20 protein-coding genes are annotated in these 23,145 nt (G+C 43.9%); 12 read left to right on the top strand and 8 right to left on the bottom strand.

Features of this window, described 5'->3' with window-relative positions:
* Positions 1-23: 23 nt before the first annotated feature.
* Positions 24-227, bottom strand: a complete 204-nt coding sequence (locus tag MgSA37_RS14445; protein WP_157750579.1) for a hypothetical protein — start codon at positions 225-227, stop codon at positions 24-26.
* A gap of 248 nt (positions 228-475) precedes the next feature.
* On the opposite strand from MgSA37_RS14445, the gene mgtE reads away from it, so the two are divergent.
* Entirely contained in the window at positions 476-1,852 is a 1,377-nt protein-coding gene (gene mgtE / locus MgSA37_RS14440; protein WP_096352865.1) for a magnesium transporter, read from the top strand.
* A 42-nt stretch (positions 1,853-1,894) separates the two neighbouring features.
* A complete protein-coding gene (gene bioB, locus MgSA37_RS14435) occupies positions 1,895-2,887 on the top strand; it encodes a biotin synthase BioB (protein ID WP_096352863.1) in 993 nt (330 codons plus the stop codon).
* A 171-nt stretch (positions 2,888-3,058) separates the two neighbouring features.
* Here bioB and MgSA37_RS14430 read toward each other — a convergent pair whose 3' ends face one another.
* A complete protein-coding gene (locus MgSA37_RS14430; protein ID WP_096352862.1) occupies positions 3,059-4,963 on the bottom strand; it encodes an OmpA family protein in 1,905 nt (634 codons plus the stop codon).
* A gap of 148 nt (positions 4,964-5,111) precedes the next feature.
* Positions 5,112-5,735, bottom strand: a complete 624-nt coding sequence (locus tag MgSA37_RS14425; protein ID WP_096352860.1) for a 7-carboxy-7-deazaguanine synthase QueE — start codon at positions 5,733-5,735, stop codon at positions 5,112-5,114.
* A 190-nt stretch (positions 5,736-5,925) separates the two neighbouring features.
* Between MgSA37_RS14425 and MgSA37_RS14415 the strand changes: the two genes are divergently transcribed.
* Together MgSA37_RS14415 and MgSA37_RS14410 are read left to right on the top strand one after the other, a co-directional pair.
* A complete protein-coding gene (locus tag MgSA37_RS14415; RefSeq protein WP_096352857.1) occupies positions 5,926-6,687 on the top strand; it encodes a hypothetical protein in 762 nt (253 codons plus the stop codon).
* 156 nt (positions 6,688-6,843) lie between these two features.
* Positions 6,844-7,281 carry a hypothetical protein gene (locus MgSA37_RS14410; protein ID WP_096352856.1) on the top strand — a complete coding sequence of 146 codons (438 nt, stop codon included), beginning with the start codon at positions 6,844-6,846 and terminating at the stop codon, positions 7,279-7,281.
* A 275-nt stretch (positions 7,282-7,556) separates the two neighbouring features.
* Here MgSA37_RS14410 and MgSA37_RS14405 read toward each other — a convergent pair whose 3' ends face one another.
* Together MgSA37_RS14405 and MgSA37_RS14400 are read right to left on the bottom strand one after the other, a co-directional pair.
* Positions 7,557-8,135, bottom strand: coding sequence for a hypothetical protein (locus tag MgSA37_RS14405; RefSeq protein WP_157750578.1), 579 nt, complete (start codon positions 8,133-8,135; stop codon positions 7,557-7,559).
* Between the two features lie 198 nt (positions 8,136-8,333).
* Positions 8,334-10,439 carry a hypothetical protein gene (locus tag MgSA37_RS14400; protein WP_096352853.1) on the bottom strand — a complete coding sequence of 702 codons (2,106 nt, stop codon included), beginning with the start codon at positions 10,437-10,439 and terminating at the stop codon, positions 8,334-8,336.
* A gap of 407 nt (positions 10,440-10,846) precedes the next feature.
* On the opposite strand from MgSA37_RS14400, the gene MgSA37_RS14395 reads away from it, so the two are divergent.
* Together MgSA37_RS14395 and MgSA37_RS14390 are read left to right on the top strand one after the other, a co-directional pair.
* The gene (locus tag MgSA37_RS14395; protein ID WP_096357499.1) at positions 10,847-11,620 is read left to right on the top strand and encodes a threonine/serine exporter family protein; all 774 of its coding nucleotides are present in this window, start codon (positions 10,847-10,849) and stop codon (positions 11,618-11,620) included.
* A 1-nt stretch (position 11,621) separates the two neighbouring features.
* Positions 11,622-12,125 carry a threonine/serine exporter family protein gene (locus tag MgSA37_RS14390; RefSeq protein WP_096352851.1) on the top strand — a complete coding sequence of 168 codons (504 nt, stop codon included), beginning with the start codon at positions 11,622-11,624 and terminating at the stop codon, positions 12,123-12,125.
* Positions 12,126-12,479: 354 nt separating this feature from the next.
* Here MgSA37_RS14390 and adhE read toward each other — a convergent pair whose 3' ends face one another.
* Together adhE and MgSA37_RS14380 are read right to left on the bottom strand one after the other, a co-directional pair.
* Positions 12,480-15,137 carry a bifunctional acetaldehyde-CoA/alcohol dehydrogenase gene (adhE, locus tag MgSA37_RS14385; protein WP_096352850.1) on the bottom strand — a complete coding sequence of 886 codons (2,658 nt, stop codon included), beginning with the start codon at positions 15,135-15,137 and terminating at the stop codon, positions 12,480-12,482.
* A 520-nt stretch (positions 15,138-15,657) separates the two neighbouring features.
* On the bottom strand, positions 15,658-15,930 hold the full coding sequence (locus MgSA37_RS14380) for a hypothetical protein (protein WP_172885327.1): 273 nt from the start codon (positions 15,928-15,930) through the stop codon (positions 15,658-15,660).
* Between the two features lie 811 nt (positions 15,931-16,741).
* Between MgSA37_RS14380 and MgSA37_RS14375 the strand changes: the two genes are divergently transcribed.
* The 5 genes from MgSA37_RS14375 (at position 16,742) to rplT (ending at position 20,799) form a co-directional block, all read left to right on the top strand.
* Positions 16,742-17,053, top strand: a complete 312-nt coding sequence (locus MgSA37_RS14375; RefSeq protein WP_096352847.1) for a hypothetical protein — start codon at positions 16,742-16,744, stop codon at positions 17,051-17,053.
* A 426-nt stretch (positions 17,054-17,479) separates the two neighbouring features.
* Positions 17,480-19,405 (top strand): threonine--tRNA ligase, encoded by a 1,926-nt coding sequence (gene thrS / locus MgSA37_RS14370; protein WP_096352845.1) that lies wholly within the window; start codon positions 17,480-17,482, stop codon positions 19,403-19,405.
* Between the two features lies 1 nt (position 19,406).
* Positions 19,407-19,973, top strand: coding sequence for a translation initiation factor IF-3 (infC, locus tag MgSA37_RS14365; RefSeq protein WP_096352843.1), 567 nt, complete (start codon positions 19,407-19,409; stop codon positions 19,971-19,973).
* 202 nt (positions 19,974-20,175) lie between these two features.
* Positions 20,176-20,376: a 50S ribosomal protein L35 gene (gene rpmI, locus MgSA37_RS14360; RefSeq protein WP_096352842.1), complete on the top strand. Its 201-nt coding sequence runs from the start codon at positions 20,176-20,178 to the stop codon at positions 20,374-20,376.
* 78 nt (positions 20,377-20,454) lie between these two features.
* Complete coding sequence (rplT, locus tag MgSA37_RS14355) at positions 20,455-20,799, top strand: 50S ribosomal protein L20 (protein ID WP_096352840.1); 345 nt, start codon at positions 20,455-20,457, stop codon at positions 20,797-20,799.
* Positions 20,800-20,981: 182 nt separating this feature from the next.
* On the opposite strand, the gene prmC is transcribed toward rplT, so the two are convergent.
* A complete protein-coding gene (prmC, locus tag MgSA37_RS14350) occupies positions 20,982-21,860 on the bottom strand; it encodes a peptide chain release factor N(5)-glutamine methyltransferase (RefSeq protein ID WP_096352839.1) in 879 nt (292 codons plus the stop codon).
* A gap of 175 nt (positions 21,861-22,035) precedes the next feature.
* On the opposite strand from prmC, the gene ribD reads away from it, so the two are divergent.
* Positions 22,036-23,088, top strand: coding sequence for a bifunctional diaminohydroxyphosphoribosylaminopyrimidine deaminase/5-amino-6-(5-phosphoribosylamino)uracil reductase RibD (ribD, locus tag MgSA37_RS14345; RefSeq protein ID WP_096352837.1), 1,053 nt, complete (start codon positions 22,036-22,038; stop codon positions 23,086-23,088).
* Positions 23,089-23,145: the final 57 nt, after the last annotated feature.

The following is a 23,145-nucleotide window of genomic DNA, read 5'->3' as shown; positions in this document are numbered from 1 at the left end:
TGATTGTTATAATGAGTATACATTCAGCCAGGGCCGCTGATGGCGCAATGCAGATAATACCCGGTATGGGTGAAAATAAATTGATTAAAAGACAGGGATTTAAAGAAATAAATGGCATGTGCTTTCCAGCCAGCTATATTTGATTTAGCTGCCGGAAGTACAAAGCAGAAGGGTGTAGGCGTATACCATACACGTCTGTTTGCCTTCCATTTTAAGCGGGAGGGCATTTTTAACATCATGCTGATAGCTACAACTCGGGCCTGCGTCCATTTTTAATTGTTTTTATTAAGGCAGCGAAAAGCCGCCGTTAAATTCGCGCAAAAGTATGTTTTTAATTTGACAATTTGAAGATTTGATAACGGAAATAATTTGAAAATTTGGCAATTTGAAAATTTGAAAATTCTTTGTTGTTCATCTTCAAATTAACGAATCTTCAAATCTTCAAATTGATTAGAAAAGTGTATTTTAGTCGCAAATGCAATCATTTGAAATAGATAAAACCGACCTGCTGCGCATCGAAACTGCGCTGCAAGGTAATGATGCTGAACTTGAGAGTGTTCTGAAGGAATATCATGCTTCGGAGATTGCCTTGTTGTTTGAAAGACTTCCCCAGGAAGCTAAAGAACGTATCATAAATATTCTTCCCACTGACATTGCTTCGGAGGTAATTTCGGAAATGGATGAAGAACACCGTCCCGGTGAGTTGCTTATCAATCTCGATCCTGAAAAAAGGCAGGAAATAGTTGAGGAGCTCGATTATGACGATGCTACTGACATTATTTCCCAGTTGGATGAAGATGAGCAGCAGGAGATTTTAGAGGACCTGGACGAAGAAGATGCGGAAAGTATCCGCGCCCTGATGAAATACCCCGAAGATACTGCCGGTGGTATCATGAACTCCGAAATTGTAAAGGTGAATATCAATCTTGAAAAGAAAGATGCGTTAGATGAGATCATTCGGCAGTCGGAAGAGATGGAGGAGTTTTACACTGTTTACGTTGTCGATGATCACGATATTTTGCAGGGAATATTATCCATCAAAAATATCCTGAAGGCAAAAGCCGATGCCCATGTACGCGAATTGGTTAATACAGATTTTGTTTTTGTAAAAGCCGAGATGGACCAGGAAGATGTTGCGGGGTTGATCTCTCAGTATAATTTAACAACGATACCTGTTGTCGACGATAATATGAAGCTGCTTGGGCGGGTCACCGTTGATGACATCATCGACGTAATGGAACAGGAAAGCACCGAAGATATTTTAAAGTTTTCGGGGGTTTCGGAAGATGAAGAGTTGAGCGGTAACTGGAAAGATGCAGTAAAAAGCAGGCTTCCGTGGTTGGTCATCAACCTGGCCACTGCATACCTGGCGGCTTCGGTTATCCGGCATTTTGATAGTACGGTAACTTTGATCGCGCCAATTGCGGCTTATATGACCATCATTGCCGGTATGGGCGGTAACGCTGCTACCCAGGCCCTGGCGGTGACCGTAAGGCGTATATCTTTAAATGACCTTACCGACAAACAATCATATAATGCAGTTTTAAAAGAGTTTTTGGTTGGGTTGCTAAACGGGGCGGCAAATGGCCTGATCGTTTTTTTTATAGCGTGGTTTTATGACTCGGACCCGATGCTTGGCCTGGTTTTATTTTTGGCGATGACGGGTAACCTCGTTGTAGCCGGCCTTACCGGGGCTTCCATCCCATTAATTTTAAAAAGAGTGGGCATCGATCCCGCCGTCGCTTCGTCTATCATTATTACCACGTTTACAGATTGTGCCGGTTTCTTTTTGCCATTGTGGTTTGCATCAAAATTATTGTTAGACAGCCATCATCATTTAATTCATCATTGATTAATTCAATATTAAATATAAAAATACCTACATAGAAATAGAATGACCGAAGTACGATACAATTGGACAAAAGAAGAAATTGCTGAAATTTATCACCGCCCGCTGTTAGACCTGGTTTATGAGGCTGCAACGGTGCATCGTGAAAACAAGGATTATGCAGAAGTGCAGATCAGCTCACTGATCTCGATTAAAACAGGTGGATGCCCGGAAGATTGTGCTTATTGCCCGCAGGCAGCCCGCTACAATACGGGTGTGGATGTGCACGCTATCATGCCAAAGGACGAAGTGATTGCGGCAGCCGAAAAAGCTAAAGCAGGCGGCGCTTCACGGTTATGCATGGGGGCCGCCTGGCGTGAAGTGCGCGATAACCGCGACTTTGACAAAGTGATTGAAATGGTACAGGCCGTTAATGCGCTGGATATGGAAGTTTGCTGTACGTTGGGCATGCTTACTGAAAGCCAGGCACAACGGTTAGCTGATGCCGGTTTGTATGCTTATAACCATAACCTGGATACTTCCGAAGAAGATTATAAACGTATTATCACCACCCGCAATTATGACGATCGTTTAAAAACATTGGAACATGTACGTAAAGCAAAGATCACCGTTTGCAGCGGAGGCATTATCGGCCTTGGCGAAACTGTTGAAGACCGCATATCCATGCTCAAAACCTTATCCAATTTACCCAGGCACCCGGAATCGGTACCGATAAATGCCTTAGTGCCTGTGCAGGGAACGCCCCTGGCTGATCAGCCAAGAGTTTCTGTTTGGGACATGGTACGAATGATTGCCACAACGCGAATTATTATGCCGAAAACAGTGGTGCGCCTTTCGGCCGGCCGTACTGAAATGAGTTTGGTTGAACAAGCCTTTTGCTTTATGGCAGGCGCCAACTCAATTTTTGCCGGTGAAAAACTGCTGACAACGCCAAATCCGTCTTTTGATACCGATATGGCAATGTTTGAATTACTGGGGCTAAAGCCGCGAAAAGCATTTAAGAATGGGAGGCTGGTAAAAGAGGTTGCGGAGGTTTAAATCACCTCTACACTAAAAATGCTTTGTTACGGACGTTACAAAAAGCCGGTCCGATTATAAAAGAAGGAAACATTTACGTCTCCGGAATTTTTTTAAAACATCCTTAAAATATTGACAATAGTAATATCGGATACGCAACGCATGCGTATCCGATAATTGCCGGTTTTCGGACTATTTCGAAATGATTTTAAATTCTGTTCTCCGGTTTTTTTGGCGGCCTTCATCTGTAGTATTCGGGGCAATGGGCTGGGTTTCACCGTAGCCTTTATACACCAGGCGGGCAGCATTAACTTTATTAGTTACCAGGTATTGATATACAGATTTTGCCCTGTTTTCTGATAGAACCTGGTTTGCCTGGTCGTTTCCCACATTATCAGTATGCCCGGATATTTCTATCTTTAACGTTGGATTCAGCGACATAAAATCAACTAATTTATCCAGTTCAGAAAGCGACTCTGTTTTCAGCTCAAAGCTATTGGTGTCAAAAAAGATATTATTCAAAATTACTTTGTTGCCTATTTCAATGGGCTCCAATAAAACGGCGATATGATAGGGGTTTTTATCCTGGTGCCCTACCAGTGAAAAATTTTGTGAATAAAAAAGGTAACCGCTTTTGGAAATATTTAGTCCATAGTTTTTACCTGATTTCAGCGTGGCTAAAAACGAGCCATTGGCAGCATCACTATTATCTTCATATACAGGTTCGTTTTTTTGCAGATCTATAATTTCAACATCGGCTTCCAGCGGGCGCAGGTCTTTGGCATCATTAACTTTTCCTTTTACATAAGTTACCAGGTTTGGCCTCAGGTTTTCCGGAAGCTCAAAAGTATAAATGTCATACCCGCCAAATCCATCCAGATTATTTGATGAAAAAAAAGCGTTGGTACCTTCGGCGGTTATTGTCAAGCCGTTTTCATCGCCGCTGGTATTAATAGGATAGCCCATATTTACCGGCTTTTGCCACTGTCCGTCCTTGCCGAGGCGGCTTACAAAAAGATCCCTTCCGCCAAGGCCAGGCCAGCCGTCCGACGAGAAATAAAGGGTACTGTCGTCGGGGTGTATAAATGGTGATTGTTCATTATAGGCTGTATTAATGTTGGGGCCCAGGTTTTGCGGCTCGCCCCAGCCTTTGTCTGTTAAGGTAGATTTCCAGATATCATAGCCACCGTAACCACCCTTCCGGTTACTTACAAAAAACAATGTTTTTCCGTCGGCGCTGACAGAGGGTTGTGCTTCCCAGCCAGAAGTGTTAACGGGCGGACTAAGGTCAAAAGGTTTGCCCCAATCGTCGCCTTTTTTTTGTGCGATATAAATGTCGCAGTGCCCAAGCCCATCCGGGCGGTTGCAACCTGTAAAAAACAGGAACTTACCATCCTGGGTGATGGATTGTGCCCCTTCATTGTATTCCGGCGTATTGATCCTGTCGCTCAGGTAGGTAGCTGTTTGCCACTTACCGTCAACTTTAACACTTTTATAAAAATCCTCGTTGTTGTTAATTTTTCGCGTAAATATCAGCATACTTTCATCTGCTGTAGCTACGGGCATGTATTCGTCGTCGGCTGTGTTTATTTCCGGGCCCATATTAACAGGCTTAAACGGCACCGGGTGTTGCACTGCTTCTAAGCTGAATTTGCAATCAGCCAGCAGCTTTAGCGCCCTGGCATTATTTTGTGTCGTCAGATTTTGGTAGGTCAGGTATTTTTCCAAATGGTTTAGCGCGTCCTGGTACAGGGCCACAGTAATTTCCTCCTCGCCGGCTTTCAGGTAAACAGACCGGTTGAATTCAGGGTTTAAAGCTATTATTTTGTGGTATTCCGAAATGGCTTCCGCATGTTTCCTCATCATCCTGTACAGATCAGCCAGTTGCGCATGCGCCTCTACAAAATTATTATCAGCCAGTAAGGCTTTTTGTAATAATTCCAGGGCCTCGTTATACAGGTTTTCATCCAGGCTTTGGCTCGCCAATGCATAGTCTTTTATCGCTTCCTTATTGGTTGTGCTGTATTGTCTTTCCTGTGCAAACGAAGAAAAAACGGATAAAATAAAGATCAGTAATGTAATGGTTAAAAACCTCATTCCTTTTGATACGGTATTTTGATCTCTAAGTTACATTAAATATATGAATCAAGGAGATTTGTCATTGGTCATGGGATAGTTTTACAACTATTCCAACTGCTTACAGCAGCTATAACCTAATCAACTCAATCCAACTCAATCAACTAACCTACGGGATATTCAAATATTTATGTGTTTGCAGGGAGATCTCCCAGTGGGGGTTATTCATCACATAATCAACGATCAGCGGCGTCATTTCTTTGGATTTTGACCATTCAGGCTGCAGGTACAGTTTGCAACCGGGCGAAACCAGTTTGGCGTTTTCTTCAGCAAAAGCAAAATCCGACTTGTTGAAAATGATCACTTTTAGTTCGTCAGCATGATCTGCCACATTTTTGGTTGGCGCTTTAAATTTTTTAGGCGACAGGCAGATCCAGTCCCAATGGCCCGAAAGGGGGTAAGCGCCGGAGGTTTCAATGAAAGTTTTAATGCCACGCCCCTGCAGGCCGGCGGTTAAATAATCAAGGTTATAGATCAGCGGCTCGCCGCCGGTCACAACAACCGCCTTTGACGGGTATTTAGATGCATTTTCAACGATCTGGTCGGCGTAGGTTAGCGCGTGCAGCTCAGCATTCCAGCTTTCCTTAACATCGCACCAGTGGCAGCCTACATCGCAACCGCCAAGGCGTATAAAATAGGCAGCTTTGCCGGTATGAAATCCCTCGCCCTGTATCGTGTAAAACTCTTCCATTAAAGGAAGCTGTGTACCATCTTCCGGAATTTGATGTGCCATAATAAGTGGCAAAATTACCTTTTTTTAAGGTAAAAGGCGAAAGGATAGAGGCAAAACGCGGTTTACTTACAATTGCATTACCAAAGGCAATGCGCTTTCTTTCGGACTTTACTGACTTTTCCGACTTCCGGACTAATTTTCTTCTTTTACCTTTCACCATTTTTCACTATTATTACTTCAAATTTGCTTTATGAAAAAAATATACTATCCCCTGCTCTTTTTCGTATTGCTGTGCTTTTCTTCTTGTTTCGACATCGAGGAGCGCTACGATTTTAAAACCGACGGATCATGCAATGTGCAGTATAATTTTGACATGGGCCGCGCAGTTTCGGTATTGATGAACCTGATGTCAGATTCGGTAAAACAAACCCCTCAATTCTCCCTCGTAAAAGATACTACCCTTAATTTTTATTCGGCACTGCCGGATAGTACACAACAGAAAATGACTTTTGATGAGGCTAATATGGCCAAAAGCAGTAATCTTTCAGTTAAAATGGACCTTAAGAAAAGTATCATGAGGGTAGGGATCAACCATGCCGCTAAAAATGCTGCCGACCTGGAGTATTATTTAAAGCACCTGTCAAAAATATCTTTGGATGGCCAGTTAAAAGCTGCAACCAATACCAAAACCAACAGTGGCTTTGACGCCCAGCAACTGATTGCCGGCGAAGATTATTACTCGTATGAAATAAGCCCCCATAAGTTTTACAGGATTATTGACAGGGCGAAATTTAATACATTTTTAAAGAAAACACAGTCGGCCTTTGCTATGGCAAAAGCAATGTTGATTGAGACCCCTTATAAGCTGGTGCTGAATTTTGCAAAACCCATAAAAAAAATCAACAATCCCAGGGCCATTGTATCCGCCGACCGTAAACGGGTAACCCTGGTAACTAATATGGATGAGGTGATGAAAAACCCAACATTGATGAATTTAAAGATCGATTTTTGATTAACCCGAATGCAAGAACCGGAATGATTGAAGTAATTCAGACGACATCCGGCAAAATAAATCCAAAATCATATAATATCCTGTTAACATTGAAGGTCAATTTATTTATATTGGCGTCCATTTCTTTTGGGATCGGCTAAAAATTGCATTGAATACATGAATAACAGAGCTATAGATTACATAACCGAAGATTTTTACGAGAGCCTGAGCTTTATGGACGGTGAAATGCCTGACCTGGATACGGTAAGGGACTTGTTTTTTGAAGATGGCGCACTTTTTAACCTCAGTTTTGGCAAACCCATCACTTACACGGTTGAATCATTCACCCGGTCAATAGAAGATTCTATTGAAGACGGGCAGCTAACTCAATTTATGCAGCGTGAACTTTATTCAAAAACAGAGATATTTGGGCGGGTGGCCCAGCGCGTTAGTGTTTACGAATATAGTTTTGCCTATTACGAAATTGATAACCTGCCAAGGGGAGTCAACTACATCCAGTTTATCCAGGTGGATGACCTTTGGCGGATCACCTCTATGGCCTGGAACGACGAGAGCGCTAATTACAGGGTTCCCGTAGACTTGATGAACAGCTGATCAATATTGACTAAACCGGCTCTGCTATAGTTCCCAACCGGTATATCCCTTTGTTGTGTTAACCTGCATGAAATAATTTTACCCGCGGAACATTTGGAGCATTTGCAAATAAGGTAAAAAGCATTAAGATTGTATTTGTTTTTGCAGTATTTTTTTGTTTGGGCATTATATCAAATAAAAAATGCAATAGTTGTAAAAAAAAAAAGGCTAAAAGCAAATGGCCGGTCATTTCGGCCGGCCATTTGCTTTTGTTTTAACAATATGCTTATTTGCTTTTAGTGTTTGTCGTCATGTTTATCCCTGCGGTTATCCTCGCGCATCCTTTGATTTTGCTGGCGCATTCTCTGGTTCATATTGCGGTCCCTGCGGTTCATGTTACGTTCCCTCATGTTTTCACGGCGCGCCCTGATATTCTGGTTACGCATTCTTTCGTTTCTAACACCCATCCAGTGGTTTCTGTACCTTGCATCGCGGCTGTTGCGGATCATCGCCTGGTCATGACGGCCCCTGTAGGAAGCATACCTGCCGCGGTAATCGTTATCACGTAACCACGGATCGCGGTCGTTAATTACTACTTTGTATCCGCCATACAGGTTGTAATTACGGTATCTTGGAGGTAAATAACCACGGTGAACCCATGCATTGTGTTCCATGTAAATATATTCATGCGCGTTTACATCATAATAAGCGCCAATATCCGGGATATAATAATAGCCCGCGTTATTATATCCGGTTGGCCCCCAATCGGGCTGACTGCTAATGTTTAAACCTACACCAACGCTCACCTGGGCGTCGGCAAATTTGATTGACAGGCAACTAATTGCTAAAACTGCTGTAAAAATTATTTTTTTCATCTTGTTTGTTTGCATACACTACATATAGTTGTAACATAAGTTTTATATATTTTTTATAGTGCTTTAAACCAGTGTATTATAATTTATTATTTTATATAATTTTCTTTAGTTTGATGCGTTGCCTGCACGCTATGCAAGTTAAGCTATCAAACGATGTTACAGGAGGCGAAAAAAAGATGGCCGGTTACAACTGGTTTGTTAGCCTATGCTAACCAGTGCGCAGCCTCTTTTTAAGGGGACAGCCAGCCTGATCTCCTTCGCAAATTTTATAGTTTTGATGGTATGCCAATCCTTTTCGCCGGGATACAGCACTTTTATCACAAGGTTTTGTTTTCCCAGCGCAGCAAATGGTAACCTGACGATCACCGAAGCCTGTGCGCTGCTGCCGCCTAACACTACCGGTACAATAATTTTACCCTTAGCCTTAAATATATTGGCCTTTGCTGTTCCGTTTTCTACATCCACCACATGGGCGTACATCACCCATTCGCGGCCTTTTATGGCTTGCAACAGCCTGCCATAATCTGTATAATACCGCTCTGCAGCGGCGTCGGGCGTAATGCAATGGTCGTTGCCGGGGTAGGGAACCGTTAAGAATGCGCCCAGGTACAGGTGGCGTTGAAAATAGGCGTCGGGATCTGGCGCCAGGTTTTCTTTTGATGCCGTCCAGGCGATGATAGGTTTTAGCAGCGCCATCTGCGCGCAAAGGTTAAGGCTTGATGGCAGGTAACCAAACTCATCATAAATACCGTCAACCTGTTCCATCAGGTCAATCCGCCTGTCAAGCGGGTTGCAAAATATAACTTTATGCGCCGCGTGCATCACGGGACCCAGTTGCCCCATTATTTCCTTCCATGAGGTTACCATTGCCCGCGTTTTTTGCTGCTGCACCATACTGATCCCGTCGTCAGCATTGCTGTTGTAAAAACGCTGCCAGTCCATACGATCAATACAAATGCCTGAGGAGGAGGGGATCTTAGCAATATGCAGCCGTGCCTGTTCCAGCAAAAAAGCCCGGTAGGCAGTGTCGCCCGGGTCAAGCACCACGCAATCCTCCCAGTTGGAGAAAAGCGGCCGCTCGTCCCAGTCGGGTAAAACCCCCGCCGGCTTTAGCAACGCCTGCTTCAGCTTATTATAAACAAAGTCGTTCGGGTTTTTCCACAAATCACTATCCCGTACCTGGTTGCCTTTATAAGGGTATACCATCCCGTTGCCAAATTCGGCTACGTTAAAATAGCTGATGGTGTTGAAGCCCATTTGCGCCAAATGGGTTGAGTAGGCGCTCAGCCGGTTAATGGAGGCCAGGCCGTCACCCACCTTTTCGCCCCGTTGCCTGTATTTTGTCCAAAGTTCATCATCACTTTTTACCGGGGGGATAAAAAGGCCCATGTATGGAAAATCGAGCGAGGCTTTCCAGTTCAGGCTAAAGCCCATTTCGCGGTATTTGGCGGTGTCCAGTTCGCCTTCATACGAGGAATAGGCGCCGCAGCCGGCTATTTTGTTCACTAGTGGCTCGCCCGGCAAAAAATAAGCCGGGTAGCTGGCTATCATCCAGGCCATGCCCGCCCGCCAGTCCGCTTCATGCAGCACCAGCTGGTGGCAAATATGGACGGTATGCCCGTTGCCTATCCGGTGGTTAAGGTGCCGGTAGGCGATCTTCCCATCGGCCGTCGTATGTAATTCAAGGTCAAGGATCGTGTCCTTTAATGATTGTATAAAACTCAGCCCCAGGTTGTCGCTCTTTAAAAAACTGCTGGCGATAGGGGTTACAAAGGCTTCCCGCGAAAGGTGGTTTTCGCCGCCGTACACCAGGGCCAGGTTGTTGAAAGGGGCAGGCAAAAACGGATCCTGCCATTTATCCGAAGCAGGCTGTTGTTGGTTATCGGCCCAGGAGGTCCAAAACCGGAGGGCGCCGGCATCGGCCCATTGCAGGCTGGTTTCCACAGGCGCCGTCCAGTCGCTGCCGTCCCCCTTAATGTAAATATCCCATTGCAGCCCGTAGGCCGTTTTCTTTACTACACTGGTGATCTCGCAGGCATGATCAAAATACCTGATGTATTTTTTGGTAATAATGCCCGTACTATCCTGCGACAACAATTGCGTTTTAATGCCCCCATCTGTTGAAGCCAAAAAGGCATCCAGGGTAAATTGCCTTTCGCCACCCTTGCTGTTAAAATATCCTTTGACCTGTCCGTCTTCAAATTTTAGCCGGACAGGCAGGTTTTGCCCTTCAGCCAAAAACGGGCAAATAAAAATCAATAACAACAGCAGGGGTTTGAGGCGGAAAGTATATTGGTATTTCATCACCGTAAGATAATGATATTTTAACGGAAGATCGTTTTTTTAAGCCCCGGACGCCATGCTTTCAGTATTTTAGCGTTCCATTTTTCCACGGTTAACACCTTGGACGTTGTGAAATACGCTCACTATCAGTTTTTTAACAATTTAACAAATCAATAAAATTAGACAAAATTTTGCCAGCAGTTAAAATATTGATATACAGTTTTGTAGCGCTTTGTTGCAGGGGGGCACGTGTTGCACACGCTACAAAATCCCCGCTTTAGCAGCCTTTGTGTACGAATAAAACAGGCGGTGCAGTCTCTAACTACACCGACCGGCAAACTAAATATCCCAACCAATATTTTTATTATTTTGTCGCATATCATTTTTTATGCCTTGCAGTGTTTTACCTTTGCCGCCAAACGGAATTTATGGCGGAAAATCTGGAAAAACAGGAAATTAAGGATATTGGCGACACGCTGCTGGAGATTGCCATGTACCTATTGGTATCGGGCGCCAGCACCGGCCGGGTTAGGACGACGGTTGAACGGATCTCGGCTAATTTTTCCTTCAATACCTATATCCTCATCAGCCAGCGCACCATTTTGCTTAATATGTACGATGGCGACAATGATTGTGTCTTCAACGGCTTAAAACGCACTCCCCCGCACCACGTCAATTTTACCATGATCTCGGGCATCAGCCGTTTAAGCTGGTTTGTGGTAAATGAAGACTGGGGGATCGGCAAGATCAAAGAGGAACTGGCCAGGGTAAAACAACTGGCACACTATCCGCGCCTGGTTACGCTGGTGCTTACCGGGCTGGCCGGTGCGGCCTTTTGCAGGCTGGCCGGTGGCGGCCCTTTAGAAATGGGGGTGGTGTTTATCGCGTCAACCATAGGCCTTTTTATCAGGCAGGAAACTACAAAACTCAACTTTAACCCTTACCTGTGCATTTATTTTGCCGCTTTTACGGCCTCAATGATCGCCGCCGGATTCATAAAGCTGGACGTTGCCAAAATACACGAACCTGCCTTTGCCACTTCGGTACTGTTCCTGATTCCGGGCGTGCCTTTGATCAATGCATTTTCTGACCTGATCGACGGCAACCTCAACAACGGGTTGATCAGGGGCATCAATGGTTTTATCATTTCTTTCACCATAGCATTGGGTTTACTAACCTCGATGGCTATTTTACATATTTAATATGGAGTGGTTACTGATATTTGAAAAAGGAATCTGGTTTGGACTGGCCGCTATGGGTTTCGCTGTGCTGTTTAACGTGCCTACCCGCACGCTGGCACCCATATTTATAATGGGCGCCTTCGGTGGACTTACCAAAGCCATCATGCTCCATTATGAGATCAACGTGATTGGAGCCTCATTTGCAGGCGCAACGCTCATCGGCTTTATAAGCATATTTTTCGCACATGAAAAACACGCCCCGCCGCCGATATTTGCCATTCCGGCAGTGATCCCGATGGTGCCGGGTATTTTTGCCTATCGCATGATGATCGGCCTCATCAGCCTGGCCGGCAAGATTGACAATACCGCGTATACCCGTATCATGTCCGAAACTACCAATAACGGCTTAAAAGTAATGTTTATCCTGATGGGACTGGCCACAGGCGTGGGCCTGCCCATGCTAATTACCCGGAAGGATTCCGCCAAAGACCTCCGCTTTAAAAGGAACCGCAAAGTAACCGGGTAAGGTAATGCCGTTTATTTAAGGATTTTAATATCGAACCAATGCCGAACATTGAACCTGCCGGCAGGCTGGTAATGAAGTAAGACACTTCGGAATTCGACATTCAAAACCTGCCTGCCGGTACATCATGCCATATTAAATCCTCTTATTTTCCCTTAACCTAATGACAATGCCCGATGGGGCAAGGGGTTTTCTTATAGGTAATACGTTAACCTGATGAGATTGCCGGGTAGGGAGTAATATTGCCGCTGTTTATTGCTGACCTGAGACTTTCAAGCCAGGTCCCGGTGTTCCATAAAAAAGGGCGGCGTTAAAGCTAACGCCACCCAACTAATCAACTCAACAGTAATTCAGGATTTAAATAACAACTTCAAGGTTTTCCGCTTCGGCAACAACTACTGCCGGTTGTTCGCCCTCATAAGCCTTGATGTAGATCTGTTTAAGCTCTGCAATTGACGGGTACCGCGGGTTGGCGCCTGTGCACTGGTCGTCAAATGCCTGTTCAGACATACTGTCCAAACTTGAATAAAAGGCGGTTTCGCTTACACCAAAGTTTTTAATGGATGTAGGGATGCCTATCTTCTCTTTCAGGCCGTCAATGGCTTTCATCAGTAACTCTACTTTCTCGTTTTCATCATTCCCGCCCAGGTTAAGATAATCTGCAATCCTTGCATATCTCCACTTGGCGTTAGGGTATTTATATTGAGGGAATGACGCCTGCTTGCGCGGGTTATCAACTGCGTTAAAACGGATCACCTCGTTAATCAGCATCGCATTGGCAATGCCGTGCGGTACATGGTGCATAGCCCCCAGTTTGTGCGCGCAGGAGTGGCAAACACCCAAAAACGCGTTGGCAAAGGCCATACCGGCCATAGCAGAAGCATGCGCCATTTTCTCGCGGGCTTTTATATTGGTAGTGCCTTCGTTATAAGCATCAGGCAGGTATTTAAATATCAGCCTGATGCCTTCAAGCGCCAAACCATTGGTAAACTCAGATGCCAGTACTGATACATAAGCCTCAAGGCAGTGGGTCAAAGCATCGATGCCTGACGCGCAGGTTAAGCCTTTCGGCATATTCATCATCAGTTCTGCGTCAACAATGGCCATATCCGGTGTTAGTTCATAATCGGCCAGCGGGTATTTGATCTGTGTTTCCTCGTCGGTTATTACCGCAAACGGTGTAACTTCTGAACCTGTGCCTGCAGAGGTTGGCACCGCTACAAACATGGCTTTTTGACCCATAACCGGGAAAGCGCACACCCTTTTGCGGATGTCCATAAAGCGCATAGCAAGGTCCTCAAATTTTTCCTGCGGATGTTCGTATAAAACCCACATGATCTTGGCTGCATCCATGGGTGAACCGCCGCCCAGGGCGATAATGGCGTCCGGTTGAAAAGCGATCATTTCAGCTGCGCCTTTTTTAGCGGTGCGCAGGGTAGGATCGGGGTCCACATCTGAGAATACAGTATGTTCAAGCCCCAGTTCATCCAGCACGTGGGTGATACGTTCGGTAAAGCCCATGGCTGCCAGTACTTTATCAGTTACAATAAATACCCGTTTTTTACCAAGTTCTTTTAACTCCCGCAAAGCCAACGGAAGGCATCCGTATTTAAAGTATATTTTTTCAGGTACCCTGAACCATAACATGTTTTCGCGCCTTTTGGCTACGGTTTTAATATTTAATAAGTGTTTTACGCCCACGTTTTCTGATACTGAATTTCCGCCCCAGCTACCGCAGCCCAGGGTTAATGAAGGTGATAATTTAAAGTTGAAGATATCGCCGATAGCGCCTTGTGATGAAGGCATATTGATGATGGTACGGCCGGTTTTCATAGCGGCACTGAATTTTTGGATGCGCTCCTGGCTCTTAACAGCATCGGTATACAATACGGAGGTATGCCCGAAGCCGCCAAGTTTTACCAAACGCACCGCTTTGTGCAGGGCTGACTCAAAGGTGTGGGCCTTGTACATAGCCAATACCGGTGACAGTTTTTCATGAGAGAATGGTTCTTCCAATTCGGTTGATTCCACTTCGCCGATCAATATTTTTGTTTCTTCGGGAACGGTAACCCCGGCAAGCGCCGCAATTTTAAATGCAGACTGTCCGACGATATTGGAATTAAGGATGCCGTTGATCAATAGTACTGCGCCCACTTTGCTGGTTTCTTCTTTGTTTAAGATGTAAGCGCCGCGGTCTAAAAATTCCTGTTTAACTTCATCGTAAACTTTGTCAATTACAATTACGCTCTGTTCAGAAGCGCAGATCATGCCATTGTCAAATGTTTTAGAAAGCAATATGGAGTTTACAGCCATTTTGATGTGCGCGGTTTCATCAATAATGGCAGGGGTATTGCCTGCGCCTACGCCGATGGCCGGTTTGCCTGAAGAGTAAGCCGCTTTAACCATACCCGGACCACCTGTGGCCAGGATCAGGTCGGCTTCCGCCATTACAATCTGTGAAAGCTCCACAGTGGGCTCGTCTATCCAGCCGATGATATTTGCCGGAGCGCCCGCTTGTACGGCAGCGTCCAAAATAATTTTTGCTGCCGCGATGGTTGATTTTTTAGCCCTGGGGTGAGGTGAAAAAATGATGCCGTTACGGGTTTTTAAGGCGATCAGCGCCTTAAATATAGCGGTTGAAGTTGGATTGGTAGTAGGTACAATAGCTGCAATTACACCGATAGGTTCGGCAATTTTTACAATACCAAAAGCTTCGTCCACCTCAATTACGCCGCAAGTTTTTTCATTTTTATATTGATTGTAAATATTCTCCGATGCAAAATGATTTTTGATTACTTTATCTTCAACCTGGCCCATTCCTGTTTCCTCGACAGCGAGTTTGGCCAGTTGTATCCGCGCGTTATTTGCTGCGATAGCGGCCTTCCTGAAAATGTCGTCTACCTGCTCCTGTGTAAATAACGCGTATTGCCTTTGAGCTTCGCGAATCCTTTCAATTTGCTGAACTAATTTTTCTGCGTTTGTTGATTTCATTGTGTTTGATTTTTTATGCCGCATGGCGCGGCGGTTGTTTGTGCTGATCGAATCAACTATGGGGGGTTGGTTGATTTTTTCGATGTAAAATTGAGGCTTCTGAAATCAAATGCCGTGACGCAGGTCAACAGCGGATGTGATATTAAACACTTTTTTTTATTAATTTTCAATTATATGGCTATATAGTTGAATAATATCACAACAAAATACCATTATGGTAATAAAATTATAATTTAAATGCTTTTTTGATGAAAATTTGATAAAACAGGATTGCCCGGGCGCCTTATTTTTACAAACCCAACATAATACAGGATAATGGCATATTGTTATAAACAGCAACGCCTTTAAAATTACCTTTTGACAGGATGCATACATCCTGCTTTTCGCCGTTTGTTATTTTGCCGGGCTGGTTCAATTTTGTTGAGAATTAGCTGCAGTATGTTGCAGGTTAGGTGCATATGGCAGCACCAATTTTTAAACCCGGGACGGCGGGCTTGCGTCTTTAGTGTTCCATTTTTCCGCACGGTGTACAATAACAGTCTATTTATTTCCTGTCAACTGCTATAATAGCTCCTGTTTTGTGCATTTCAAGGAGTTTTACCTTTGGGAAACCAACAGTTATCGACTCATCAAATCCTTTGTCGCCTTTATCGGCAATATCGCTTAGCCCGCTTGCCTGATCTGTTTGAAATTTACTGGGCCAAAAATAAATCGTGTCACTTACTATTTTTTTTATTTTATACAAGGTGTATACATCGTCTTTTAAGTTCAGCTCGTAAACGTCATTTTTTTGCGGGGCTAATATGAATCCTGTCATTTTTTTTTCGTTTTGCGCAAACGCAATAACAAATACGAAAGCTAAAATTGCGGCAATAAAAAGGCCGGTAAAATTCCAAATAGGCGCGTGCGTGTGTCTTTTTAAATTATCATAGTTCTGCCTGAACGACTCTGGCATTTGATGTAATTTTAGGGACTGACCACAATTACTGCATTCCGAAAGGCCTATTTTATTGCTCGGGATAAAAGGGATCCAAAAAATGCAACCATATAATTGATAAATCAAAATCCTCACGCAATTATATTTTCGACAATTAGGACATTGATCATAAATTACTTCGGATTTGAGAAGCTTACTGCGCGTGCTTACAAATATCATTTATTTGCGATATGGTTATTGACGTGATTAAACTGTTTAAATATAATTAAAAATCGAAATTTCCCAATATAACGTTGCTGGGATTTTTCCGTCTCCGCAGGGTCTCTCGCAGAGGACCCTGCGATGGATTCCCATCGATCCGTAATCATCCGAACTAATAATTGCTGTAATCATTCCATCTCCGCAGTTTGTTAGTTCAAATAGTGGCATCCAGTTATGGCATGTAAAAGTAACAAACCATGTTTCCTCATTTATTTCGTGCTGTGTGCGGATAGTGATGCGTTAAAAATAAGCAATTTCTTCGTCCGGAGATACAACGCAGGGTCCTCTGCGAGAGACCCTGCGAGGACGGAATCATCGCTCCCAGGCCAGTCGTGAGCATGCAGCGCAAGGGCCAATAACGCGACTTATTCACATCAGTTTTCGGGTTAGCGGTGCATCAATACGTCATCTTTTATGTAAGTTTGACGTAATGTCTACAAACTTGTTAATATCAGTAATAGGGGCGATTTCCGCCATAGCAGTATCGCTTGTCGCGGCTTTTTATGCGAGCCGGAATAATATCGTTTTACAAACCAGGAAATTAAAAGAAGACCATTATGTTTCTTATATTGAAGCGCTTCATGGGCTCATGTCTGAAAATAAAAACAAAGAGTCCACTGCAAAATATGTATTTGCAAGAGACAAACTCTTTATAATAGCAAGCGAAGAAGTAGTCAAAAAATATTATTATACGAAAGCGAAGCTGTCGGGAAATCTAACGATTTACATGATCGTTATCTGACCGATATTGTTAAATCAATCAGGAAAGACTTAAAAATAAAAGATAAGAATTTCCCTTTAATTTGGTTTAAAAAAGCGTGATTATCGCTCTTATTTAATCTTGGCAATAAACCTTACTCCGCGTTAGCGATGGAAACGGATACCAGCCATTGCGCCTAAGACCTGCAGGGTATGAGTGTACAGCGCGGGCCGCAGGCAACGCCCTAATCAAGTTCTAAGTCTGAAGTCGAAAGTTTTGAGTTGTTGAATAAAATGGCATTTTTTTGTCCCATAATCGAGACAAATCCGGCACATATTTGTGTCATCCATGTCGTTTGTGTCACAATTTCCCTATATTTGCCCCATAAAAAATAAATCACCCCGTACGTGATTTTCTAAAAAATTTATTTTATAACCGACCGGTAACGGTCAAAAATCATAGTTGTAGATGATTAATATTACACTTCCTGATGGTTCCGTTCGTGAGTACGATAAGGGAATCAGTTCCATGCAGATCGCAATGTCGATCTCCGAAGGTTTGGCACGAAACGTACTGGCTGCCGAAGTTGACGGACAGGTTTGGGATGCCAGCCGCCCAATCGAAAAAGATGCACACGTAAAATTATTAACCTGGAACGACCTGCAGGGTAAAGCTACCTTCTGGCATTCATCGGCCCACTTAATGGCCGAAGCATTGGAAGCTTTATACCCCGGCACCAAGTTTGGTATCGGCCCGGCCATTGAAACCGGCTTTTATTATGATGTCGACTTTGGTGACCGCGAGTTTTCTTCAGATGAATTCAAACAGATTGAAGACAAGATCATTGAACTTGCCAAAACCAAGGAGGAATTTATCCGCAAACCGGTGAGCAAGGCCGATGCAATAGACTATTTTACCGAAAAAGGCGATGAGTACAAGCTGGACCTGATCAAGGACCTGCCTGATGGCTCCATCACTTTTTATACCCAGGGCAATTTTACCGACCTGTGCCGCGGGCCGCATATCCCCAACACCGGTTTTATCAAATCCGTAAAGCTGATGAGCGTTGCGGGGGCCTACTGGCGCGGTGATGAAAGCCGCAAACAGCTTACCCGCATCTACGGGGTTACTTTCCCGAAACAAAGCGAACTGACTGAATACCTGCACATGCTGGAGGAAGCCAAAAAACGCGACCACCGTAAACTGGGCAAGGAAATGGAATTATTTGCCTTCTCTGAAAAAGTGGGCATGGGTTTACCTTTATGGTTACCTAAGGGCGCGGCATTGCGCCAGCGCCTGGTTGACTTTATGACCAAAGCACAGGTAAAGGCAGGGTACGAGCAGGTGGTTTCGCCGCATATCGGGCATAAAAATTTATACGTAACATCGGGTCATTACGAAAAATATGGCGCTGATTCATTTCAACCTATAAAAACACCGCAGGAAGGCGAGGAGTTCTTTTTAAAACCGATGAACTGCCCGCACCATTGCGAAATGTATAAAACCAAACCGCGCAGCTATAAGGATCTTCCGGTTCGTTACGCGGAGTTTGGTACTGTTTACCGTTACGAACAAAGCGGCGAGTTGCACGGTTTAACCCGTGTGCGCGGCTTTACACAGGACGATGCGCATTTATTTTGCCGCCCCGACCAGGTAAAGGATGAATTTAAAAAAGTAATTGACCTGGTATTGTATGTGTTTACCGCTTTAGGTTTTGATAATTATACCGCACAGGTATCATTAAGAGATCCGGAAAACAAGGCTAAATACATCGGCAGCGACGAAAACTGGGCGCTGGCCGAAGCAGCGATCATTGAAGCGGCTGAAGAAAAGGGCTTAAAAACCGTAGTTGAATTAGGCGAAGCGGCTTTTTATGGCCCTAAGCTTGATTTTATGGTGAAGGACGCCCTTGGCCGTAAATGGCAGTTAGGCACTATCCAGGTGGATTATAACCTGCCTGAACGCTTTGAACTGGAGTATACCGGCAGCGATAACCAGAAACACCGCCCTGTAATGATCCACCGTGCACCTTTTGGCTCATTGGAAAGGTTTATTGCGGTTTTGATTGAACATTGCGCAGGTAATTTCCCGTTATGGTTATCGCCGGAGCAATTTATCATTTTGCCGATCTCGGAAAAATATGAAGATTATGCAAAAAAACTTTCAGAATCATTAAAAGATTCCGATATTTGCGGGCTTATTGATTTCAGGGATGAAAAAATAGGGCGTAAGATTCGTGACGCTGAAGTGAAAAAAATCCCGTATATGCTGATCGTCGGCGAAAAAGAAACAGCTGAAGGGTTGGTTTCAGTTCGTAAACATGGTCAGGGCGATTTGGGAAGCATGAGCATTGAAGATTTTAAACAACAGATAATTAAAGAAATAACAGTATAACTTGGCTTTAAATAAACCTTTCAACAGAGGACCCAGGCTACCATTTAAGAAAAAGGAAGCCGAACACAACATTAATCAATTTATAAGGGCCACCGAAGTCCGCCTTGTAGGCGACAACGTGGAGCAAGGCATTTTTTCGTTGAGGGATGCGCTGGCCATTGCCGAAGAACAGGAATTGGATCTTGTTGAAATTTCGCCAAATGCGGTACCTCCGGTTTGTAAAGTAACGGACTATAACAAGTTCATTTACGAGCAGAAGAAAAAGCTGAAAGAAATAAAAAGCAACGCCAAGCAAACGGTTATCAAAGAAATACGCTTCGGGCCGAATACTGACGACCACGACTTTGAATTTAAGCTGAAACACGCGATCAAATTTTTGGAAGCCGGCGAAAAGGTGAGGGCATATGTGCATTTTAAAGGCCGGGCCATTGTTTACAAGGAACAGGGTGAGATTTTATTGTTACGCTTTGCCCAGGCACTTGAAGAAGTAGGTAAAGTGGAGCAATTGCCAAAGCTGGAAGGAAAACGGATGTTTTTAACCGTTACGCCAAAAGCGGCTAAGAAATAGATTTGAAGAAGATTTGAGATGTGAGATATGAGATGTGAGACAGAAAATATAGCATCTCGGATTCGAACGATAAACAAGTAACAAACTGGTGTGAGATAGATACAGGATTTGAAAATTTAAGAGTAACGGCATAGGAAGCCTGTTTCTTATCTCAAATCTCACATCTCAAATCTCACATCTTAACAATAAATATATATCTGACATGCCAAAAATGAAAACCAATTCCAGCGCTAAAAAACGCTTTAGCATTACTGGAACCGGTAAAATCACCAGGAAGAACGCTTTCAAAAGCCACATCTTAACCAAGATGTCGACTAAACGTAAGCGCAACCTTACCCACACCAGCCTTGTATCTGATGCAGATATGGGTAATGTGAAACGTATGCTTTGCATAGGTAAGTAATTAACAAATTAATTAACCAGGTATTAGAGTTCATTAAGCATCGGGTAAACCGGTCACTCACTACCAAAAAACAACAACATGCCACGTTCAGTTAACGCAGTCGCGTCGAGAAGACGCCGGAAAAAAATCATGAACCTCGCCAAAGGTTATTGGGGTTCACGCAGCAAGGTGTATACCGTTGCTAAAAACACAGTAGAAAAAGGCTTACAGTACGCTTATCGTGACCGTAAGACCAAGAAAAGAGAATTCAGGGCTTTATGGATCCAGAGGATCAACGCAGGCGCCCGTCAGCATGGTATTTCTTACTCACAATTAATGGGTAAGTTAATTGCTAAAGAGATCGGCCTAAACCGTAAGGTATTAGCTGACTTAGCAATGAACCATCCAGACGCTTTCAAAGCCGTAGTTGATGCAGTGAAATAAATCCTAAAAGATTTATATGAAGAAAACCCGCCTTGTGCGGGTTTTTTTGTTTGTCTGCACTAAGATTTTTCGTTAGCAATTTGTTTTTCAATGGAAATCAAGAGGGCTTCGCCGTTTGTAGGATTAGACGGATGATAGGATTTAAGTACTATATAATCCTAAAATCCGTCTAATCCTACGAATCATAGTTCAGACATTACCATCCTGTCCCTGCCGCTCATATCCTTCCTTAATTCAATATTTTTGAATGGCTTATCATTCAATAGTTGAACTACTTCCTCGCCATAACTTTCATTGATCTCAAAAAACAACAATCCACCCGGGGTAAGATTATCTGCCGCAAAATCAGCAATAGCTTTGTAGAACACCAACGGGTCATCCTCCGGAACAAAAAGCGCTGTATGGGGCTCAAAATCCGTTACATTGGTATGCATCCGGGTTTTATCATGCAGGGTAACGTAGGGAGGGTTGCTGATGATGATTTCTATTTTTGAGGTGAAAGCTGAAAAGTGAAAGCTGAAAGGTTTTTTTGGGTGCAAAATATCCTCATTAATAAATTCAATATCAACGTTATTCAACTCCGCATTTTCTTTCGCAGTTTGTAAAGCAGTGTCTGAAATATCGATAGCGAATACTTTAAACTGAGGCAGATTTTTTTTCAAACTGATCGCGATGCAGCCGCTACCTGTCCCGATATCTAAAATACTGCCGGTTTCCAACTGCTCACTGCCAACTGAAGAAATCACCCATTCCACCAATTCCTCTGTCTCTGGCCGCGGGATAAGCACTGATGGATTAACTTTAAAGGGCAAGCCATAAAACTCCGTTACCCCTAAAATGTATTGGATGGGCTTGCCGGTTTTTAGCTGTGTTATCACATCGTCAAATGTATTTGTTTGTTGTACTGTCAATTCCTGTTCAGGAAACGCTTTTACCTTAGCCTTTGAAAAGCCGGTTATTTCGGTGACAGCCAGCAGGGTAATGGCCTCAGCCTCATGCGCGTCATATAGCCTACGGAGCCCGGTCTTATAGTCATCAAAAACATCCTTTATGGTTTTCATGGAACAAAGTAACATAAAAGTCTAAACTCGAATTCATCGAATTTTAGAATTTATCGAATTAAAATGCTGTTAATTCATTAATTCTATAAACGGCGCAGCCATCTTCAACACCGATGAAAATCAGCACTTCGTGAAAAATTCGGGTTCAGACAACTGTTCATGCTATATTTGCAGCATGGTAGAAGATGAAAAATATATGCAGCGCTGCCTTGAGCTTGCCGCGTTGGGGATGGGCAATGTGAGCCCGAACCCGATGGTAGGCGCAGTTATCGTAATGGATACCATTATTATCGGCGAAGGTTATCACCATAAATATGGCGAAGCCCATGCTGAGGTAAATGCGATTAACCAGGTGTTCGCTAATTTTTCGGATGCGGCCGACATACTGGATCAATCCACCCTATACGTTTCGCTGGAACCCTGTGCTCATTACGGCAAAACGCCGCCCTGTGCCGATCTCATCATCAAACACCGCATCCCAAAAGTAGTTATTGGCTGCCGCGACCCGTTTGATGCCGTAAACGGTAAAGGAATTGAGAAATTACTGGCCGCTGGTGTTGATGTAACAGTTGGTGTTTTAGAAAAAGAATGCCAGTGGCTTAACCGCCGATTTTTTACCCTGGTACAAAAACACCGGCCTTATGTAATACTAAAATGGGCCCAAACCCGGGATGGCTATTTTGCCCCCGACGATAATTCGCAGTATTGGATAACCGGAGCCGAATCGCGCAAGCTGGTGCACCAATGGCGATCGGAGGAAGATGCCATTTTGATAGGCAAGCACACCGCCGCCATTGATAACCCTCAGCTCAATGTACGTTATGCGGAAGGCATACACCCCAAAAGGATTGTGATAGACCGGAAACTGGAACTGAACAATACCTTAAATATATTCGACCAGTCTGTTGAAACATTGGTTTTTAATGAAGTTAAAACTCATACCGTCGGCAAAATAAAGTATATTGCCCTGGAAGACTTTGACAGGTATGTGCCCCAGTATATTTTATACCAGCTATACCTGCAGGATATTCAATCGGTGATAATTGAAGGCGGTGCACACACGATAAATAGCTTTATTGAAGCGGGATTGTGGGACGAGGCCCGGATTTTTACCGGCCCCGCCGACTTAAAACAAGGCATCAAATCACCGGAAATTAAAGGAGCGATAGCAGGCGAAAAGGCTATCGGCGATGATAAATTATTAATATTAGTGAATGGTGAGCGGTGAATAGTGAGTAAGAAGCTCAACCTGCCGGAACACTCATCACTGACCGCTGACCACTCA

Origin of the sequence: Mucilaginibacter gotjawali (genome assembly GCF_002355435.1) — a bacterium.
Lineage (GTDB): Bacteria > Bacteroidota > Bacteroidia > Sphingobacteriales > Sphingobacteriaceae > Mucilaginibacter > Mucilaginibacter gotjawali.
This window is presented reverse-complemented; position numbering and strand designations above follow the sequence as displayed.

What these genes read in the sequence shown, in the direction of transcription:
- MgSA37_RS14445 (WP_157750579.1), bottom strand. Translation starts at nt 227, where the DNA reads ATGCCCTCCCGCTTAAAATGGAAGGCAAACAGACGTGTATGGTATACG.
- thrS (WP_096352845.1), top strand. Translation starts at nt 17,480, where the DNA reads ATGATTAATATTACACTTCCTGATGGTTCCGTTCGTGAGTACGATAAG.
- ribD (WP_096352837.1), top strand. Translation starts at nt 22,036, where the DNA reads ATGGTAGAAGATGAAAAATATATGCAGCGCTGCCTTGAGCTTGCCGCG.
- MgSA37_RS14415 (WP_096352857.1), top strand. Translation starts at nt 5,926, where the DNA reads ATGAAAAAAATATACTATCCCCTGCTCTTTTTCGTATTGCTGTGCTTT.
- MgSA37_RS14390 (WP_096352851.1), top strand. Translation starts at nt 11,622, where the DNA reads ATGGAGTGGTTACTGATATTTGAAAAAGGAATCTGGTTTGGACTGGCC.
- mgtE (WP_096352865.1), top strand. Translation starts at nt 476, where the DNA reads ATGCAATCATTTGAAATAGATAAAACCGACCTGCTGCGCATCGAAACT.
- MgSA37_RS14425 (WP_096352860.1), bottom strand. Translation starts at nt 5,735, where the DNA reads ATGGCACATCAAATTCCGGAAGATGGTACACAGCTTCCTTTAATGGAA.
- MgSA37_RS14400 (WP_096352853.1), bottom strand. Translation starts at nt 10,439, where the DNA reads ATGAAATACCAATATACTTTCCGCCTCAAACCCCTGCTGTTGTTATTG.
- MgSA37_RS14395 (WP_096357499.1), top strand. Translation starts at nt 10,847, where the DNA reads ATGGCGGAAAATCTGGAAAAACAGGAAATTAAGGATATTGGCGACACG.
- MgSA37_RS14405 (WP_157750578.1), bottom strand. Translation starts at nt 8,135, where the DNA reads ATGAAAAAAATAATTTTTACAGCAGTTTTAGCAATTAGTTGCCTGTCA.
- MgSA37_RS14380 (WP_172885327.1), bottom strand. Translation starts at nt 15,930, where the DNA reads ATGACAGGATTCATATTAGCCCCGCAAAAAAATGACGTTTACGAGCTG.
- prmC (WP_096352839.1), bottom strand. Translation starts at nt 21,860, where the DNA reads ATGAAAACCATAAAGGATGTTTTTGATGACTATAAGACCGGGCTCCGT.
- MgSA37_RS14430 (WP_096352862.1), bottom strand. Translation starts at nt 4,963, where the DNA reads ATGAGGTTTTTAACCATTACATTACTGATCTTTATTTTATCCGTTTTT.
- MgSA37_RS14410 (WP_096352856.1), top strand. Translation starts at nt 6,844, where the DNA reads ATGAATAACAGAGCTATAGATTACATAACCGAAGATTTTTACGAGAGC.
- MgSA37_RS14375 (WP_096352847.1), top strand. Translation starts at nt 16,742, where the DNA reads ATGTCTACAAACTTGTTAATATCAGTAATAGGGGCGATTTCCGCCATA.
- adhE (WP_096352850.1), bottom strand. Translation starts at nt 15,137, where the DNA reads ATGCGGCATAAAAAATCAAACACAATGAAATCAACAAACGCAGAAAAA.
- rplT (WP_096352840.1), top strand. Translation starts at nt 20,455, where the DNA reads ATGCCACGTTCAGTTAACGCAGTCGCGTCGAGAAGACGCCGGAAAAAA.
- rpmI (WP_096352842.1), top strand. Translation starts at nt 20,176, where the DNA reads ATGCCAAAAATGAAAACCAATTCCAGCGCTAAAAAACGCTTTAGCATT.
- bioB (WP_096352863.1), top strand. Translation starts at nt 1,895, where the DNA reads ATGACCGAAGTACGATACAATTGGACAAAAGAAGAAATTGCTGAAATT.